We start from the raw sequence: 14,421 nt of genomic DNA on the forward strand, positions 1-14,421 counted from the left end.
ACTTCCGAAGCGCCCTGCGTTTTTCCCCTTACTGAATTGTTATTGTCCTTATGGAAGGAGTAGTCGATGACGAGCGAAATTGCCGGATATCCCCTCCGCGAACCTAAGCTGAGTGCTGACGGTAAAGTGTGGAACTGGGCGCAGAATGCGACCCTTGGAGATAAAAGTTCGGTTAAAGCCCCGACAACCGAGGCGGAGGTTCAGGCCATTGTTGCCGCCAGCCAGGGCAAAATCCGTATGATGGGCAGTAAAATGTCGCCAGGCCGGATGATTGAGACAGCCGCTAAAGGCGACACCTTACTGGACCTCAGCCAGCTACGTGGACTGCTGGATATCACTGATGATAGCGCCACCTTTGCAGGCGGTACTCCGCTGCATGAAGTGTATGAGGTGCTTTCCGGTGTGGGCAGGATGCTTCCCGCTTCACCGGGGGTGATCGCCTCTCAGTCTCTGGCCGGTGCGCTGGCCACAGGAACTCACGGCCAGGGTTTACAGCAAAGTTCCATTGCCGACGAAGCCTTAAGCATCCGTATGGTGCTGGCAGATGGCAGCATCGCCGAGTTCGATCGCGATCATCGCTGGTTTTCCGCCGTGCAGTTAGGTCTTGGCTCGTTAGGTGTGGTTACGCAGGTGACGTTGCGCACGCAGCCCTCTCTGGTCTACACCTGTTTTAAGAATGCGGTCACCGCCGATACGCTGGAGCAGGATCTGCTGGACTGGAACCAGAATTATGCCCTGAGCAAAGCCTGGTGGTTCCCGAATGAGAATCAGGTTCACGTCTGGGCGGCGCGTGAAGCCACCAGCGAAGAGACCCGGCTTTATCATGACAATAATGATGATCTGGTGAAGCAGGAAGAGACCAGCGATGCGATGAATCAGACGGTCGATCAGACTCTGGAGCATATGCGTAGCGATACCAGGATCCTGGATGAAGACGGCAAGCCGTTCCGTACCGTGACCCGTTTCAAGGATTTCTCAGATGTGACCGGTGATGTGTATCAGGTCTTTTGCCGGGGCATTGCCACCCCACAAATTAACGTGGAGATTGGTATTCCTCTGGCTCGTGCGGGTGAAGTGATCCGTAAGATTAAAGCCTGGCATGCCGATACCCAGCCGCATATGCACTACCCGATTATTTTGCGCTGCACTGGCCCCTCTTCTTCATGGCTCAGCCCTTCTTATGCGCAGGACACCTGTTTCTTTGGCTTTGTGGTGTATTACGCCGAAGACGGTTCGCTGTCTGAAGAAGGTACCAGCTTCCTGCGGGCAGTTGAGGAGTTGCTGGCTGAGGAAGGTGGCAGGCCGCACTGGGGGAAATATTTTGAAGCGCCGCTGTATGACTGGGCTACGCTCTATCCACAGTGGCATGCGTTTACTGAAGTCCGTGAAGCACTGGACCCTCAACACCGATTTGAAAATGCGTTTACTGCCGCATTATTTGACTGATTTTCAAGGAGAAAGCCAATGAAGGCATGGGCTACCCTGCTGACACAGCCGGGTTATCTGGTTGGCGTTCAGGCGTTAAAGAGATCGTTAGCTAAAGTCGGCAGCGCCTGGCCGCTGGTGGTGATGGTGACGGAGAATATTGATCTTGCATCCCGTCAGACGCTGGAGAGTGAGGGGTGTTTGCTGCGTGATGTGCAGCCGATTAGCCCCAATACCAGCCTGCAAAATAATTACGCCAACGCCCGTTTTTCAGAGGTGTGGACCAAGCTGGCGGTCTGGAAGCTGACTGAGTTTGAGCGCGTGGTGTTTCTTGATGCGGATATGCTGGTTACGCAGAATATGGATGAGCTGTTTGATCTGGCGCTGGAAGAGGATCAGATTGCCGCCTGTCATGCCTGCCGGTGTAATCCGAATAAGATCCCCAGCTATCCGAAAAGCTGGCGGCCTGAGAACTGTTTTTACAGTTACTGTCGCGGCGTGGAGCATACGGAAGAGCTGGAGGAGGTGGATAACTATCTCAATGGCGGTTTCCTGGTGCTGACGCCGAATCAGGCCGTGTTTGAAGATATGCTGGAGCAGCTTGCCGGGCTGGAAGATTTGTCCCGCTATTTGTTTGCCGAGCAGGATTTTCTGAATGATTATTTCCATCAGCGCTGGCAGCCGCTGCCGTACATTTATAATGCGTTAAAAACCCTGCCGTTCCAGCATGCGGCGATGTGGGATATCGAAGAGGTGAAGAATATTCACTACATTATCGATAAGCCCTGGGAGAAGCAGTTGGACAAGAGCGACAGGTATTACGCGTTGAATAAGATGTGGTGGGATATCGCGAAGAGCTGACAGGGGCATAAAGCTTGGTAGCCTGCATATTCTGGTGGAGGATCAGGGCGTGTAGCTTGCTTGCCAGGGTGTACGGTCAGGAAGAGGATCAGGGCGTGTAGCTTGCTTGCCAGGGTGTACGGTCAGGGAGAGGGGGCTGAACACAAAGTCGCCGTGAACCCTTCCCTGGGGGCTCTGCTGCGGCGTCCATGCCGCAGAAGCTTTGCTTATCAGCCCCCTCTCCCTTCCCCCAACCTTCTGTGTTGGCTGTTTGTCTGTCACCTTACTCCTGACCAAATAGCGGAATGGCTTTGCCGGTGATGTATCTTTTGCGTAATTTTGCTGAGGCGTAGTCCATCGCCATAACAATCATGACCAGAATCAGGGTGATAAACATCACCACGTCCCAGTTCCATAAGCGCATGTTTTCGGCATACACCAGCCCCACGCCTCCAGCCCCCACAAAGCCAAGCACTGCGGCAGAGCGGGTGTTGGATTCAATCTGATAGAGACTCAGAGCCAGAAACGCCGGGAAAGATTGCGTGAATATGCCGTAGCGATGTTTTTGCAGCGCATTGGCCCCAACCGCATTTAATCCGCGACTGGGCGAGCGTTCGACCGCCTCGTGTCCTTCGGCATAGAGTTTGCCCAGCAGGCCGACGTCCTGCATGACGATAGCCAGTACGCCCGCCAGCGGCCCCATGCCAACGGCGCGGACGAAAATCAGCCCCCAGATAGCCATATCGATCCCGCGCAAAACATCCAGCAACCGCCGCACGACCAGCGCAACCGGGCGCAGCGCTTTTGCCGACATCACGTTGCGGGCTGCCAGAAACGAGACCGGCAAAGCCACCAGCGTGGCGGTGAGGGTTCCGGCAAATACGATGGCGACTGTGATAAAGATCTGGCTGAAGTAGTAAGCAAAAGGCCAGTTCGCCACATCGTGCCAGACAAACATCCGCAGGAAGTAGCGGCCAATCTGCGCGGTTCCACTGGCGAGTTGCGCCCAGGAAATGCCGAACATATTGAAGAAGAAAATGTAGTAAAGGAGGATGGCAGCCGCTATCACGCCAGTTCTTGTCAGATACTTTCGTTGGACAGCAAAAAGCTCTCTGTGCTGCGCTTTCATTTGCTGCAATGAGTCCGAGCCGGCTAGTGCGATCATGCTGTTTTCCCCTGCGGCAATGAGTCCGGACTGGCTAATGCGATCATGTTGCTTTCCCCTGCGGCAATGCATCTGAACAGGCTAATGCGATCATGCTGTTTTCCCTTCGACCACCCAGCGCCGTAACTGGCCGGATAGCGTATCCAGTAAGGAGACCACCACGATAATCAGCAACAGCGTCATGCTTACCTGATCGTAACGGTCCAGTTTGATGTTGGTCATCAGCTCCTGACCGATGCCGCCAGCGCCCACCAGTCCGAGGATTGTTGACTGACGAAAATTCACTTCAAGCCGCATAAAGCTGTAGGAAAGAAACACCGGTTTTACCTGGGGCCACAACGCAAAGCGCATTTGCTGTAGGGTTCCTGCCCCGCAGGAGGCCAGACCGCGAACCGGTTTGTCCTGAGCGCTTTCTATCGCCTCGTAAAACAGTTTGGTCAGGCTGCCGATGGTGTGCAGCGCCAGCGCCAGAAAACCCGGGATCACCCCGATGCCAAAGGCCATTACGAACATTACTGCCCAGGCCAGTTCAGGCATGGTGCGTAAAAAAGCCACCATAGTGCGGATGGCGTAGCGCAGCGCGACCGGGGCCTGCGTGTTGTCAGCAGCCAGAAAAGCCAGCACGCCCGCCACCATCACCGAAACCACCGTGGCGGCCAGCGCCAGATTCAGCGTTTCCCAGATCAGCGGCAGCTGGATATGCAGCCGGTAGCCCCAGTAAGCCAGCGATCCTTCGGTGTGCCCGTCAGCAAACAGCAGCTTCCAGTGCAGAACCGGCAGGGTTTCGGCGAGATAATCGAAAAAGTGAGGCAAGGAGGTCCAGACTGTGTGCAGGCTGAATTCGGCGATATTGCCGGAAACGAGGTAAAGGGCCAGCAGCAGCAGCGACCAGATAACCGTGTCGCGTTTCTGCCTGCCCCGGATTTGCTGATAATAGCGCTCGAAATCGGTGTTTTGCATAAGTTAACCGGTGATGAATTGCAGTTAAAACAGCCGCCTGCGGGCCACGAAAACGGTGATATTGCGCGATGCCTGTGTTCTTCCACCCGCAACTCCGAAAGAGTGCAGCGGAGGGGCCACCCGGATAAGCAGACCGTTGAGCGCAGGAATGCGCGAGCCGGGCATCCCTGGACGGATTCACGGCGTGTCTGTGTTCCGGGTGGCCCCTTCTGCTAACGGCAGGCAGGCCCTGGCTATCCGCGGATTAACGCGCGCCTTTGGTCAGCTCACGCTTCATATCGATGATGTTCTGGTAATCCGCCACGGTAGCCGGGCCGATATGCTGCGCGCCGCCCATCGCCTTGATAAAGCAGCTGTGGTTTTCGCTGTCCAGTTTATGAATAGCGGCGATCAGTTTCGGTTTGAAATCAGCATCCAGCTTGTTGCTCACCAGTACCGGGCCGTTAGGGATCAGCGGGGACTGCCAGATGATGCGGATTTTCTTCATCAGATCCGGCTGGTCCATGCGGATCATTCGGGTAAACGCGCCGCTGGTATAACCGGTATTGTAATCCCCGATCATTGAGGTCCAGGTTACCGCACCTTCAAACTGGCCATTCAGCACGCCCAGCACGTCCTGTTCATGCCCGCCGGAGAAGGTCACGCTGGAGAAGAAGCCGTTATATTTATCGTCAACGCTGCCGCCAAACTCTTTCTTAAAGGCCTGGTTTGGCATCAGGAAGCCCGAGGTGGAATCCGGATCGGCCATGCCGAAGGATTTGCCCTTGAGGTCTTCCAGCTTTTTGTAGGGGCTGTCCGCTTTTACCACCACCACGGAGTGATAGCCGCGCGACTGATCCGCATCATCCATCGCGATGCCAATCACATCCACCGCTTTGGGATCTTTCAGGTATACGGAGGCGTAGGAGGAAGGCGACATGCTAAGCACCATATCCACTTTGCCGCCCAGCAGGCCCTGAATCACGCCGGAATAATCAGAGGAGTTACGCAGTTTGGTATCCACGCCCAGCTCTTTATCGAAGAAATCCTTCACGCACTGGTTGTCACCAATCTGCTGCGTGGCGTTCTGACCACCCAAAATGCCTAAGTTCAGTTCCTTTGGCGTGGCAGCCTGTGCAACGCCAGAGATCATTACGCTGGCCACAACTGCCGACAAAAATAATTTATTCATTGCTGGGTCCCAAAAAGGTCTTAGTTAAGTTGCGTCATCTCTTCGCCATACAGGGTATGGAGAAGCTCTTCTGTTAACTGCGACGGATGCCCGTCAAACACAATGCGCCCTTTGGCAATGCCAATGGCGCGGGTACAGTACTCTTTCACCAGCTCAACCGAATGCAGGTTGACCATCACGCTGATGCCGTTTTCGCTCACCTGGCGCAGCACATCCATAATGCGGCGGGTGTTTTTAGGGTCCAGTGAAGCTACGGGCTCGTCGGCCAGCAGAATTTTCGGGTTCTGCATCAACGCCCGGCAGATTGCCACGCGCTGCATCTGCCCGCCGGAGAGGTTTTCCGCACGTTGCAGCGCCTGCGGCAGCATATTCAGCCACTCCAGCAGGCCAATGGCGCGGGCACGATCGGCATCAGGAAAAACTTTGAAGAAAGATTTCAGCGTGGAGGTCTGGCTCAGACGGCCAAGCAGAACATTGGTGAGCACATCCAGACGAGGCACCAGGCAGAAGTCCTGGAAGATCATGCCGCACTCGCTGCGCCATGCACGCATCTGGCGGCTGTTCAGCTCAACGATGTTCTGCTGCTGGCCCGATTCGCGGTAATGCAGAATTTCACCGTCGGTGGCGGGCAGCGTGCCGTTCAGCACATGCAGCAGCGTGGACTTTCCGGCACCGGAACGGCCAACCACCGCCACCAGCTCCCCGGCATGCAGATCAAAATTGATGTCGTGCAGCACGCGATTCTGTGCGTTGTAAGCTTTTCCCAGACCTTTAACGGCCAGCACTTTTTTCTGTGCCGCCCGCAATGGCGCGACGTCTGGAGCGGGGGCCGGTTTCAATAATGCCTGTGCCATAATTTATCCCGTAGTGAGTCAGGCGTTTCGCCTTGTGCGCCCTATTAACGGCGAGCGCGATGACGTTTTAATGACGAGGGGATGATGAAAATAAAACTCGGGGAGTGAGTCGCAGGAATTTAATGGTTAGGAGGCTAAATAACCTATGTAAAACAAACAATTGGATAGGATGCGATCATCAAGAGCCGCCTGTCCGGCAAAGGCGGCGGACGTGAATAATCGTGCTACATCTCAATAATCTGCCCATCAAAGGCCGCCGCAACACCCGCAGGTAAGGCATTGTCTGCCAGCCAGTTATCCACTTCATGGCTGATATGGGTCAGCCATGTTTGGGCAGGCGAAAGCTGCTGATGAAGCGCCAGCGCCATTGAAATATCGTTGTGATTCCGCGGCGCAGAGTCAGCCGGGGCATAACTGCAATCCAGCACCAGATGGTCAATCTTCCGCTGTTGCAGCCAGCTCAGCGTTCCGGCAGGAAGCCCGACGGTATCGGTCAGATAAGCCAGCCGTTTTCGCCGGTGTTCAATCAGGTAGCCGAAGGTGATTTTTGAGTGGATCAGCGGCAGTGGCGTAACCAGTAAATCACCGCAGGGCACGGGATCGAAAGGACGCAGAAACGGCTGAAAAGCCAGCAGGCCGGGATGGCGGTAGAGATCGTCGCAACCCTGCTCATCCGGTGGGCAGTAAACCGGGATGTTCGGCCCCATTCCCCAACGTAGCGCAAACAGTCCCTGCACATGATCCATATGGAAGTGGGTTAAAAAATCCGGTCCAGTTCGCCAGGTGCAAACTGCTTTTCCAGATGGCAGAGGCCGGCATCCAGCAGCGTGGTCTGGCCATCATGGCGGATCAGCGCGCTGGTGGGCCCCCGCCGACGTTCGGGCTGCTGCTGCGCCCGCACACAGGCGGCGCAACCGCAGCCAAAGACCGGAACCTGACGAACATCACCGGTGCCCAGGAAAGTAAATTGCATCGCCATCAGAGCAATTCCCGTTCCGCCAGCAGCGCCAGAAACTGGTTCAGCGTCTGATCCAGCGGCCCGTCGTTATTGAGTCTGATGCAGGCTTGCGGCGCACCTTCCGCCGCACGGCGCAGACGCTGGGCGATCTGCTCCTCCCCTTCCCGTCCACGCTTACGCAGGCGCTCTTTAAGCACCTCCGAAGAGACTTCAAGGCAGACAGGCAGCAACTGCGGGCCGTAACGCCTCTCCACCACCGGCAGGTGCAGCCGCGAACCGTTTACCACCACATCCAGCCCCTGCGCCAGCCACAAATCAATCTCGATCCCCAGCGCATAAGCGTGCTGATGGGCCTGCCAGTCGATGGCAAACAGCCCGGTCTCCCGGCGGCGGCGAAACTCGGCTTCGCTGAGGGCGATATGATTTTCGCCCCCGGCATCCGCCGCACGGGTGATATAACGGTGAGCCACCAGCACCCCTTCAGGCGCCTTTTCCCGCAGCGCGTCCAGCAGGCTGTCCTTGCCTGAACCCGACGCGCCCATCAGCCAGATTAACCTTGCCATTACCAGACCGCCCGCCCCTGCGCCCAGACCGATCTGACGTAAACCTGGTTCTGATGCTCTTTCACCAGCACCAGATCCGCGCGTTTTCCTTCGGCAATCACACCCCGGTCGTGCAGGCCAATCGAACGGGCCGGATTGCGGGTCACCATCGCTACTGTGTCAGGCAGCTGATAAGCGTTACTTTCGTCGCGCGCCAGACGGAAAGCGGCATCCAGCAGGCTGGCCGGATAGTAGTCGGAAGAGAGAATATCCAGCATCCCCAGCGAGGCGAGATGATGTGCCGCCACGTTGCCGGAGTGCGAGCCGCCCCGCACAATGTTCGGCGCCCCCATCAGCACCTGCAATCCCGCTTCCCGCGAGGCAAGTGCCGCCTCTTCGGTGGTGGGGAACTCGGCAATTACGCTGCCGATGGCTTTGGATTCCTGCACATGCGCCAGCGTCGCATCGTCGTGGCTGGCCAGCGGAATAGCGTGCTGGCGGCACCAGGCGGAGATCGCCTCGCGGTTGGGCTGCGACCAGCGCTCAGCAAAGCGAAGCTGGCTGGATTCAAACTCATCCATTTCCAGGTCATTGAGATTGTATTTACCCTGAAAATAGACGCGATACTTCTCCAGCGAGGTGTACTGGCGCTGACCCGGCGAGTGGTCCATCAGCGACACCAGCGACAGCTCAGGAATGCACATCAGCTGCTCAAACAGCGGCAGTGTTGAATCGTGCGGCAGCTCGCAGCGCAGATGCAGCCGGTGCTCCGCCCGGTTCAGCCCGTGTTTCTGGCTGTGGCGGATGGCACCGATCATCTTGTCCAGATTTTCAATACGGTGACCGCCATCACGCACATCGCCCACGCCGATCGCATCCAGCACGGTAGTGATGCCGTTAGCCACCATCAGCGCATCGTGGCTGCTCATCGCGGAGTGCGCAGGCCAGTCCACTTTAGGCCGTGGCGTGAAAAATTTGTCAAGGTTATCGGTGTGCAGCTCAACCATGCCCGGCATCAGCCAGCCGCCTTCACCGTCCACCGCGCCGGGCAACTGGCTCACCGTGTCGGAGAAGGCCCGAATCACGCCGTTTTCACAGGCCAGCGAACCGCTGACCACTTCGTTTTCCAGAATCAGTTTGACGTTATTGATGATCATACGGCGCTCTCAGCAGGGGAATTCATCACGTGCAGACGGTTGGCGATCCGATCCCGGACCGCGTTATCGTGGAAAATGCCGACCACGGCGGCCCCGCGATCGCGGGCTTGTTCAATCAGGCTGACCACGGCGGCGCTGTTGGTGCTGTCCAGCGAGGCAGTAGGCTCATCCAGCAACAGCAGGGGGTAGTCAGCGATAAAGCCCCTGGCGATATTCACCCGCTGCTGCTCTCCACCGGAAAAGGTCGAAGGGGCCAGCGCCCAGAGGCGGGACGGCACGTTCAGGCGACTCAGTAGCGCTTTAGCCCGCTCTTCGCTCTCCTGACGATCGGTGCCCCGCTCCAGCAGCGGTTGCATCACCACCTCCAGCGTGGTGATCCGTGGGATCACCCGCAGAAACTGACTGACCCAGCCGATGGTGTCGCGGCGCAGGGCGAGGATCTGCCGGGCCGGAGCGCTGACCAGATCGACCCACTCCTGCTGATGCTTCACCCAGATATGGCCGCTGTCCGGCAGATAATTGGCGTACAGCGAGCGGAGTAAGGTCGATTTCCCACTGCCTGAGTGACCATGCAGCACCACGCATTCCCCGGCAGAGACCTCCAGGCTGGCGTTCTGCAACACAGGCAGCTCCGCACCGTGCTGGTTATGCAGCACGAAGGTTTTAGATAAATTGTCGACACGTAACTGAAGAGTCATGTTAAATCCCGGATTAACGTCATTAGCCCAACACCGAAGAAACCAGAAGCTGCGTGTAGGGATGATGCGGATCGTCCAGCACGCGGTCGGTGAGACCGCTCTCCACCACTTCGCCCTCTTTCATCACCAGCAGCCGGTGTGCCAGCAGGCGCGCCACGCCGAGATCGTGAGTCACAATCACCACCGCCAGATTCAGATCCCGCACCAGGCTTCGCAGCAGATCCAGCAGGCGGGCCTGCACCGAAACATCCAGCCCACCGGTGGGTTCATCCATAAAGACCACTTTCGGATGCGTCACCAGATTGCGGGCGATTTGCAGGCGCTGCTGCATCCCGCCGGAGAAAGTGCCGGGCAGATCGTCAATGCGCGCCAGGGGGATCTCCACATCCTGCAGCCACTTGCCTGCGGTCTCGCGGATTGCGCCGTAATGACGCTCGCCCACTGCCATCAGCCGTTCACCGATATTTCCCCCGGCAGAAACCTGCGCCCGCAGGCCATCCATCGGATACTGATGCACCACGCCCCATTCGGTACGCAGCAGACGGCGGCGTTCGCTTTCACTCAGCGCGTAGAGATCCTCGCCCTGATAGAGAATGGTGCCCTGCTGCGGTGCCAGGCGGGCTGAAATCGTCTTCAGCAGCGTGGTTTTACCGGAGCCGGATTCCCCGACAATGCCCAGCACTTCGCCCGGATAAAGTTCAAACGACACATCGCTGAAGCCTTTGCCTGGCGCGTAAAGATGGGTTAACTGGTTGACCGCCAGCAGCGGTTTTTCGCCAATCATGCCTGTGCCTCTTGTTGCTGATGACAGTAATCGGTATCGGAACAGACAAACAGCCGGGATCCCTGGTCATCCAGCACCACTTCATCCAGATAGCTGTCGCGCGAACCGCAAATCGCACAGGGTTCAGACCACTGCTGCACGGTGAACGGATGATCGTCGAAATCCAGACTCTCCACTTTGGTGTAGGGCGGCAGAGCGTAGATACGCTTTTCCCGGCCCGCACCGAACAGCTGCAAAGCGGGCATCATATGCATTTTCGGGTTATCAAATTTCGGGATCGGCGACGGGTCCATCACGTAGCGATCGTTGACCTTTACCGGATAGGCATAAGTTGTGGCGATATGGCCGTAGCGGGCGATATCCTCATACAGCTTGACCTGCATGATGCCGTACTCCTCCAGCGCGTGCAGGGTGCGGGTCTCGGTTTCACGCGGTTCAATAAAGCGCAGCGGCTCCGGGATCGGCACCTGATAAATCAGGATTTGATCTTCGGTCAGCGGCGTTTCCGGAATACGGTGGCGCGTCTGGATCAGCGTTGCATCCACCGTGCGTTCCGTAGTGGCTGCCCCACTCACGCGCTTAAAGAAGCGGCGGATGGAAACTGCATTGGTGGTGTCATCCGCGCCCTGGTCGATCACCTTCAGCACGTCGTGTTCGCCAATCACGCTGGCCGTAAGCTGAATCCCGCCCGTTCCCCAGCCATAGGGCATCGGCATCTCGCGCCCGCCAAACGGCACCTGATAGCCAGGAATAGCCACCGCCTTAAGGATGGCGCGGCGGATGGTGCGTTTGCTCTGCTCATCCAGGTAACCGGGGTTGTAACCGCTGAGTTCAGTCACGGTGCTTCTCCTGATAGTCGGCACGCAGGCGGTTGAGCAGCTCAAGCTCGGCCTGGAAATCAACATAGTGCGGAAGTTTGAGGTGTGAGACGAAGCCCGCCGCCTCCACGTTGTCAGCATGCGCCAGCACGAACTCTTCATCCTGCGCCGGGCTGGTAACGCGCTCGCCGTACTCGTCGGTTTGCAGGGCGCGATCGACCAGCGCCATCGCCATCGCTTTACGTTCGGCACGGCCAAAGACCAGACCATAGCCACGGGTCAGATGCGGCGCCTGGTCGGCAGGTGCGGTAAAGCCATTGACCATTTCGCACTCGGTCAGCAGGATTTCACCAATCTCCAGCGGGAAACCCAGCTCTTCCGGCTCAATCTCCACCGTGACATAGCCGGTGCGTATTTCCCCGGCAAAAGGGTGAGTCCGTCCGTAGCCACGCTGGGTGGAGTAGCCCAGCGCCAGCAGATACCCTTCATCGCCCCGCACCAGCTGTTGCAGCCGCGCGGAACGCGGTGCCGGCCAGGAAGGCGGTTCGCGGGTAATGTCTGCCGGCTCGCTGCCATCATCCTGCTCTTTCACCGCCAGCCCTTCGCGAGTCATCAACTCAAACATATGCGGACAGTGTTCATCCAGCGGCTGTTCAGCACGCGGGGCCTGAGGGGCTTTGCCTTCCGCCAGCAGCGCGAAATCCAGCAGACGGTGGGTATAGTCATACGTCGGGCCAAGGACCTGGCCGCCGGGCAGATCTTTATAAACCGCCGAGATGCGTCGCTCCAGACGCATGTTTTCCGTCGCCAGCGGCAGGCTGTCCGCCAGGCGAGGCAGCGTGGTGCGGTAGGCACGCAGCAGGAAGATCGCTTCAACCAGATCGCCGCTGGCCTGTTTGATCGCCAGCGAAGCCAGCTCACGATCGTGAATACCGCCTTCGGTCATCACGCGATCCACCGCCAGGCCAAGTTGCCGATCGATCTGCTGGCACTGAAGTTCATCACTGCCCTCTCCCCGGCGCAGGCTTTCCTGGAGTTGATGCGCGGCTTCAATCGCTTTCTCGCCCCCCTTGACGGCAACGTACATCAGCAGACCCTCACATCAGTGGTGCGTGGCAGCGCCATCATGTTTTCCCCACAGGTGAAGATCAGGTCGATTCCCTGCGGGAAACTGTGCGGGCGCTCGCGCAGATATTGCAGCACGCTTTCCGGCAGCTGCGGCGCAATGGCGCGGGATTCCATCAGGCCAGGTCCACTGAGGCGCAGCGTCAGGCCGCCGTTGAGGCTGGGGACTTCAATGATGATGGTGGTGCTTTTCTCGGGCGAGAGGTTATCGCCGGGCGAGAACTGCTGAATGGGGGTATCGGATTTAGCATGAAGCAAAGCAAAGGGCGCGTCCGTCTGCTCAGTCACTGGCGCACCGGTATGAAAACGCAGGTTGGTCAGCAGTGCTTCATTGCTCAGCGTGCTGTCCAGATACAGCGGCGTTTCACGATCCACCAGCGTCATCAGTACGGCGGTTGCAGCGGAAGAAGCCATTCCCCACGCGGGAAGCTGCGGCAGGGAAACCATCACGCCGGGTTCGCTCATCGCTTTGAGGATACGGCGGAAGGCCTGTTGTGAATCGGCTACAGGATGGGTAAAGCTGGCCAGTAAGGTCATCAGTTGTCTCCCCGGACAAGGGTGAAGAAGTCGACACGGCTGCTGGCGATTTCGCGGGCGCGCAGGGTAAGTTGCTCCTGGCGCGCGGCGGCCAGCGGCGTGATGATTTTTTGCTGTATCAGCTCCGCGCTGCTGCTTTGTTGCAGCAGGGCATCCAGCAGGGCACAGAGTTCAGCGTGTTCTTTATTGCGGGTGAGCACGTAGCTGTAGCCACAGATGCCCCCCTCCAGCCGCACCACGGCGCGGGTCACGGTGGTGTCCCCCAGAATAAAGCGACGACCGGTGCCGCCCATCCGCGCCTGCAACCGGGTCAGACCGGTTTCGGGTGCGCGCAGACGCTCATAGTGCGGGTGAAGATTCAGCGGTTGCCAGTGAGCCAGCAGCCGTGCAGGCTGGCTGTGGGCGAGAACGGAAAGCCAGCGCTGTCTTGCCTTGAGTGCGTCCATTAATGCTCCAGCGTCAGTTCGATCATATCGGCACGCGCCAGGCTGACGGAGTATTCCGCCAGCTGACTGTCGCCGGTGATATTCAGCGTGCGCACGCTCAGCAGCGGAGAGTTCAGCGCTACTTCCAGCAGCCTGCTCTCTTTTGCCTGGGCGCGGCGCGCAGTGATTCGGGTCTGTTTACGTGATAAAGAGAGCGACAGTTCCTGCTGCATAAAGTCATGCAGCGAGCCGCTGTTGAATTTTTGCAGCGTCGGCCACCAGCTCAGGTCAGCGAGGTAATGGTTGATCACGCAGACCGGCACGCCATTAACCCGGCGCAGCGTCCGCAGATGAATCACCGTTTCGCCTTCCACGCAGCCAAGCGCTGCCGCAATTTCTGCGTTGCAGGGCCGCAGCACGGCCAGCAGACGCTCGCTGGTGGGATGGCTCCCCTGCTCCATCAGGTTCTGACTGAAGCGGGCCTGAGCATGCAGCGGATAGTTATACGGGCGCATCAGCACCAGAATGCCCACGCCCTGACGGCGCTGAACCAGGCCTTTATTGACCAGTTCATCCACCGCACGGCGCAGCGTGTGGCGGTTCACCGCATAACGCTCAGCGAGCAGTTTTTCAGAAGGAAGGTATTCGCCACAGCGATACTGGTGGCTCAGCTCCGCCTCCAGCTGGGCGGCGATAGCCTGATATACAGTGGTCGGATGTCTGGACAGGTTCTGCATATAAAAATCCTCAATCACCGGGAGGAGGCTCAGGACGCTGAGGCAAAACCCGGCGACCTGACTTTTTCAATGCAGGTATGTTGGCGTGAGAATATGACAGCGCGGTTAACGCGCCGTGTCCGGGAGATGAATTTGGCTGGTAAGGGGTCTGACGCTCAGTGGAACAAAAACTCACGTTAAGAGATTTCGACAGTACTTAAAGGACCCTGTACGGCTCCTTGTCAG

The 14,421-nt window shown here is 57.9% G+C and carries 15 protein-coding genes and 1 pseudogene; 2 read left to right on the forward strand and 14 right to left on the reverse strand.

Annotation, left to right across the window (positions count from 1 at the left end; all coding sequences use genetic code 11):
• The first annotated feature begins 66 nt into the window (after window positions 1-66).
• On the forward strand, window positions 67-1,446 hold the full coding sequence (locus VRC33_RS13740; RefSeq protein WP_338556721.1) for a D-arabinono-1,4-lactone oxidase: 1,380 nt from the start codon (window positions 67-69) through the stop codon (window positions 1,444-1,446).
• Window positions 1,447-1,464: 18 nt separating this feature from the next.
• Window positions 1,465-2,286, forward strand: a complete 822-nt coding sequence (locus tag VRC33_RS13745; protein ID WP_338556723.1) for a glycosyltransferase family 8 protein — start codon at window positions 1,465-1,467, stop codon at window positions 2,284-2,286.
• Between the two features lie 262 nt (window positions 2,287-2,548).
• On the opposite strand, the gene phnE (VRC33_RS13750) is transcribed toward VRC33_RS13745, so the two are convergent.
• The 14 genes and pseudogenes from phnE (VRC33_RS13750) to phnF form a co-directional block, all read right to left on the reverse strand.
• A complete protein-coding gene (gene phnE, locus VRC33_RS13750; protein ID WP_338556725.1) occupies window positions 2,549-3,430 on the reverse strand; it encodes a phosphonate ABC transporter, permease protein PhnE in 882 nt (293 codons plus the stop codon).
• Between the two features lie 90 nt (window positions 3,431-3,520).
• Complete coding sequence (phnE, locus tag VRC33_RS13755) at window positions 3,521-4,390, reverse strand: phosphonate ABC transporter, permease protein PhnE (protein ID WP_338556727.1); 870 nt, start codon at window positions 4,388-4,390, stop codon at window positions 3,521-3,523.
• 244 nt (window positions 4,391-4,634) lie between these two features.
• Window positions 4,635-5,561 carry a phosphonate ABC transporter substrate-binding protein gene (phnD, locus tag VRC33_RS13760; RefSeq protein WP_338556729.1) on the reverse strand — a complete coding sequence of 309 codons (927 nt, stop codon included), beginning with the start codon at window positions 5,559-5,561 and terminating at the stop codon, window positions 4,635-4,637.
• A gap of 20 nt (window positions 5,562-5,581) precedes the next feature.
• Window positions 5,582-6,415, reverse strand: coding sequence for a phosphonate ABC transporter ATP-binding protein (gene phnC / locus VRC33_RS13765; RefSeq protein WP_338556731.1), 834 nt, complete (start codon window positions 6,413-6,415; stop codon window positions 5,582-5,584).
• A gap of 224 nt (window positions 6,416-6,639) precedes the next feature.
• Window positions 6,640-7,388, reverse strand: a pseudogene (gene phnP, locus VRC33_RS13770) (phosphonate metabolism protein PhnP).
• Between the two features lie 5 nt (window positions 7,389-7,393).
• Window positions 7,394-7,936 carry a ribose 1,5-bisphosphokinase gene (phnN, locus tag VRC33_RS13775; RefSeq protein WP_338556733.1) on the reverse strand — a complete coding sequence of 181 codons (543 nt, stop codon included), beginning with the start codon at window positions 7,934-7,936 and terminating at the stop codon, window positions 7,394-7,396.
• A complete protein-coding gene (phnM, locus tag VRC33_RS13780) occupies window positions 7,936-9,072 on the reverse strand; it encodes an alpha-D-ribose 1-methylphosphonate 5-triphosphate diphosphatase (RefSeq protein ID WP_338556734.1) in 1,137 nt (378 codons plus the stop codon). The genes phnN and phnM overlap by 1 nt, the downstream gene beginning before the upstream one ends.
• Window positions 9,069-9,770: a phosphonate C-P lyase system protein PhnL gene (phnL, locus tag VRC33_RS13785; RefSeq protein ID WP_338556736.1), complete on the reverse strand. Its 702-nt coding sequence runs from the start codon at window positions 9,768-9,770 to the stop codon at window positions 9,069-9,071. Before phnL ends, phnM begins: the two co-directional genes overlap by 4 nt.
• A gap of 22 nt (window positions 9,771-9,792) precedes the next feature.
• On the reverse strand, window positions 9,793-10,554 hold the full coding sequence (gene phnK, locus VRC33_RS13790; RefSeq protein WP_338556738.1) for a phosphonate C-P lyase system protein PhnK: 762 nt from the start codon (window positions 10,552-10,554) through the stop codon (window positions 9,793-9,795).
• Entirely contained in the window at window positions 10,551-11,393 is an 843-nt protein-coding gene (locus tag VRC33_RS13795; RefSeq protein ID WP_338556740.1) for an alpha-D-ribose 1-methylphosphonate 5-phosphate C-P-lyase PhnJ, read from the reverse strand. The genes phnK and VRC33_RS13795 overlap by 4 nt, the downstream gene beginning before the upstream one ends.
• Window positions 11,386-12,459, reverse strand: a complete 1,074-nt coding sequence (locus tag VRC33_RS13800; RefSeq protein ID WP_338556742.1) for a carbon-phosphorus lyase complex subunit PhnI — start codon at window positions 12,457-12,459, stop codon at window positions 11,386-11,388. The genes VRC33_RS13795 and VRC33_RS13800 overlap by 8 nt, the downstream gene beginning before the upstream one ends.
• A complete protein-coding gene (phnH, locus tag VRC33_RS13805) occupies window positions 12,459-13,034 on the reverse strand; it encodes a phosphonate C-P lyase system protein PhnH (protein WP_338556744.1) in 576 nt (191 codons plus the stop codon). Before phnH ends, VRC33_RS13800 begins: the two co-directional genes overlap by 1 nt.
• Window positions 13,034-13,480, reverse strand: coding sequence for a phosphonate C-P lyase system protein PhnG (gene phnG / locus VRC33_RS13810; RefSeq protein WP_338556746.1), 447 nt, complete (start codon window positions 13,478-13,480; stop codon window positions 13,034-13,036). The genes phnH and phnG overlap by 1 nt, the downstream gene beginning before the upstream one ends.
• Entirely contained in the window at window positions 13,480-14,196 is a 717-nt protein-coding gene (phnF, locus tag VRC33_RS13815) for a phosphonate metabolism transcriptional regulator PhnF (RefSeq protein ID WP_338556748.1), read from the reverse strand. Before phnF ends, phnG begins: the two co-directional genes overlap by 1 nt.
• Window positions 14,197-14,421: the final 225 nt, after the last annotated feature.

The sequence above is a fragment of the Erwinia sp. E_sp_B01_1 genome (genome assembly GCF_036865545.1).
GTDB lineage: Bacteria > Pseudomonadota > Gammaproteobacteria > Enterobacterales > Enterobacteriaceae > Erwinia.

What these genes read in the sequence shown, in the direction of transcription:
- VRC33_RS13740 (WP_338556721.1), top strand. Translation starts at nt 67, where the DNA reads ATGACGAGCGAAATTGCCGGATATCCCCTCCGCGAACCTAAGCTGAGT.
- VRC33_RS13745 (WP_338556723.1), top strand. Translation starts at nt 1,465, where the DNA reads ATGAAGGCATGGGCTACCCTGCTGACACAGCCGGGTTATCTGGTTGGC.
- phnE (WP_338556725.1), bottom strand. Translation starts at nt 3,430, where the DNA reads ATGATCGCACTAGCCGGCTCGGACTCATTGCAGCAAATGAAAGCGCAG.
- phnE (WP_338556727.1), bottom strand. Translation starts at nt 4,390, where the DNA reads ATGCAAAACACCGATTTCGAGCGCTATTATCAGCAAATCCGGGGCAGG.
- phnD (WP_338556729.1), bottom strand. Translation starts at nt 5,561, where the DNA reads ATGAATAAATTATTTTTGTCGGCAGTTGTGGCCAGCGTAATGATCTCT.
- phnC (WP_338556731.1), bottom strand. Translation starts at nt 6,415, where the DNA reads ATGGCACAGGCATTATTGAAACCGGCCCCCGCTCCAGACGTCGCGCCA.
- phnN (WP_338556733.1), bottom strand. Translation starts at nt 7,936, where the DNA reads ATGGCAAGGTTAATCTGGCTGATGGGCGCGTCGGGTTCAGGCAAGGAC.
- phnM (WP_338556734.1), bottom strand. Translation starts at nt 9,072, where the DNA reads ATGATCATCAATAACGTCAAACTGATTCTGGAAAACGAAGTGGTCAGC.
- phnL (WP_338556736.1), bottom strand. Translation starts at nt 9,770, where the DNA reads ATGACTCTTCAGTTACGTGTCGACAATTTATCTAAAACCTTCGTGCTG.
- phnK (WP_338556738.1), bottom strand. Translation starts at nt 10,554, where the DNA reads ATGATTGGCGAAAAACCGCTGCTGGCGGTCAACCAGTTAACCCATCTT.
- VRC33_RS13800 (WP_338556742.1), bottom strand. Translation starts at nt 12,459, where the DNA reads ATGTACGTTGCCGTCAAGGGGGGCGAGAAAGCGATTGAAGCCGCGCAT.
- phnH (WP_338556744.1), bottom strand. Translation starts at nt 13,034, where the DNA reads ATGACCTTACTGGCCAGCTTTACCCATCCTGTAGCCGATTCACAACAG.
- phnG (WP_338556746.1), bottom strand. Translation starts at nt 13,480, where the DNA reads ATGGACGCACTCAAGGCAAGACAGCGCTGGCTTTCCGTTCTCGCCCAC.
- phnF (WP_338556748.1), bottom strand. Translation starts at nt 14,196, where the DNA reads ATGCAGAACCTGTCCAGACATCCGACCACTGTATATCAGGCTATCGCC.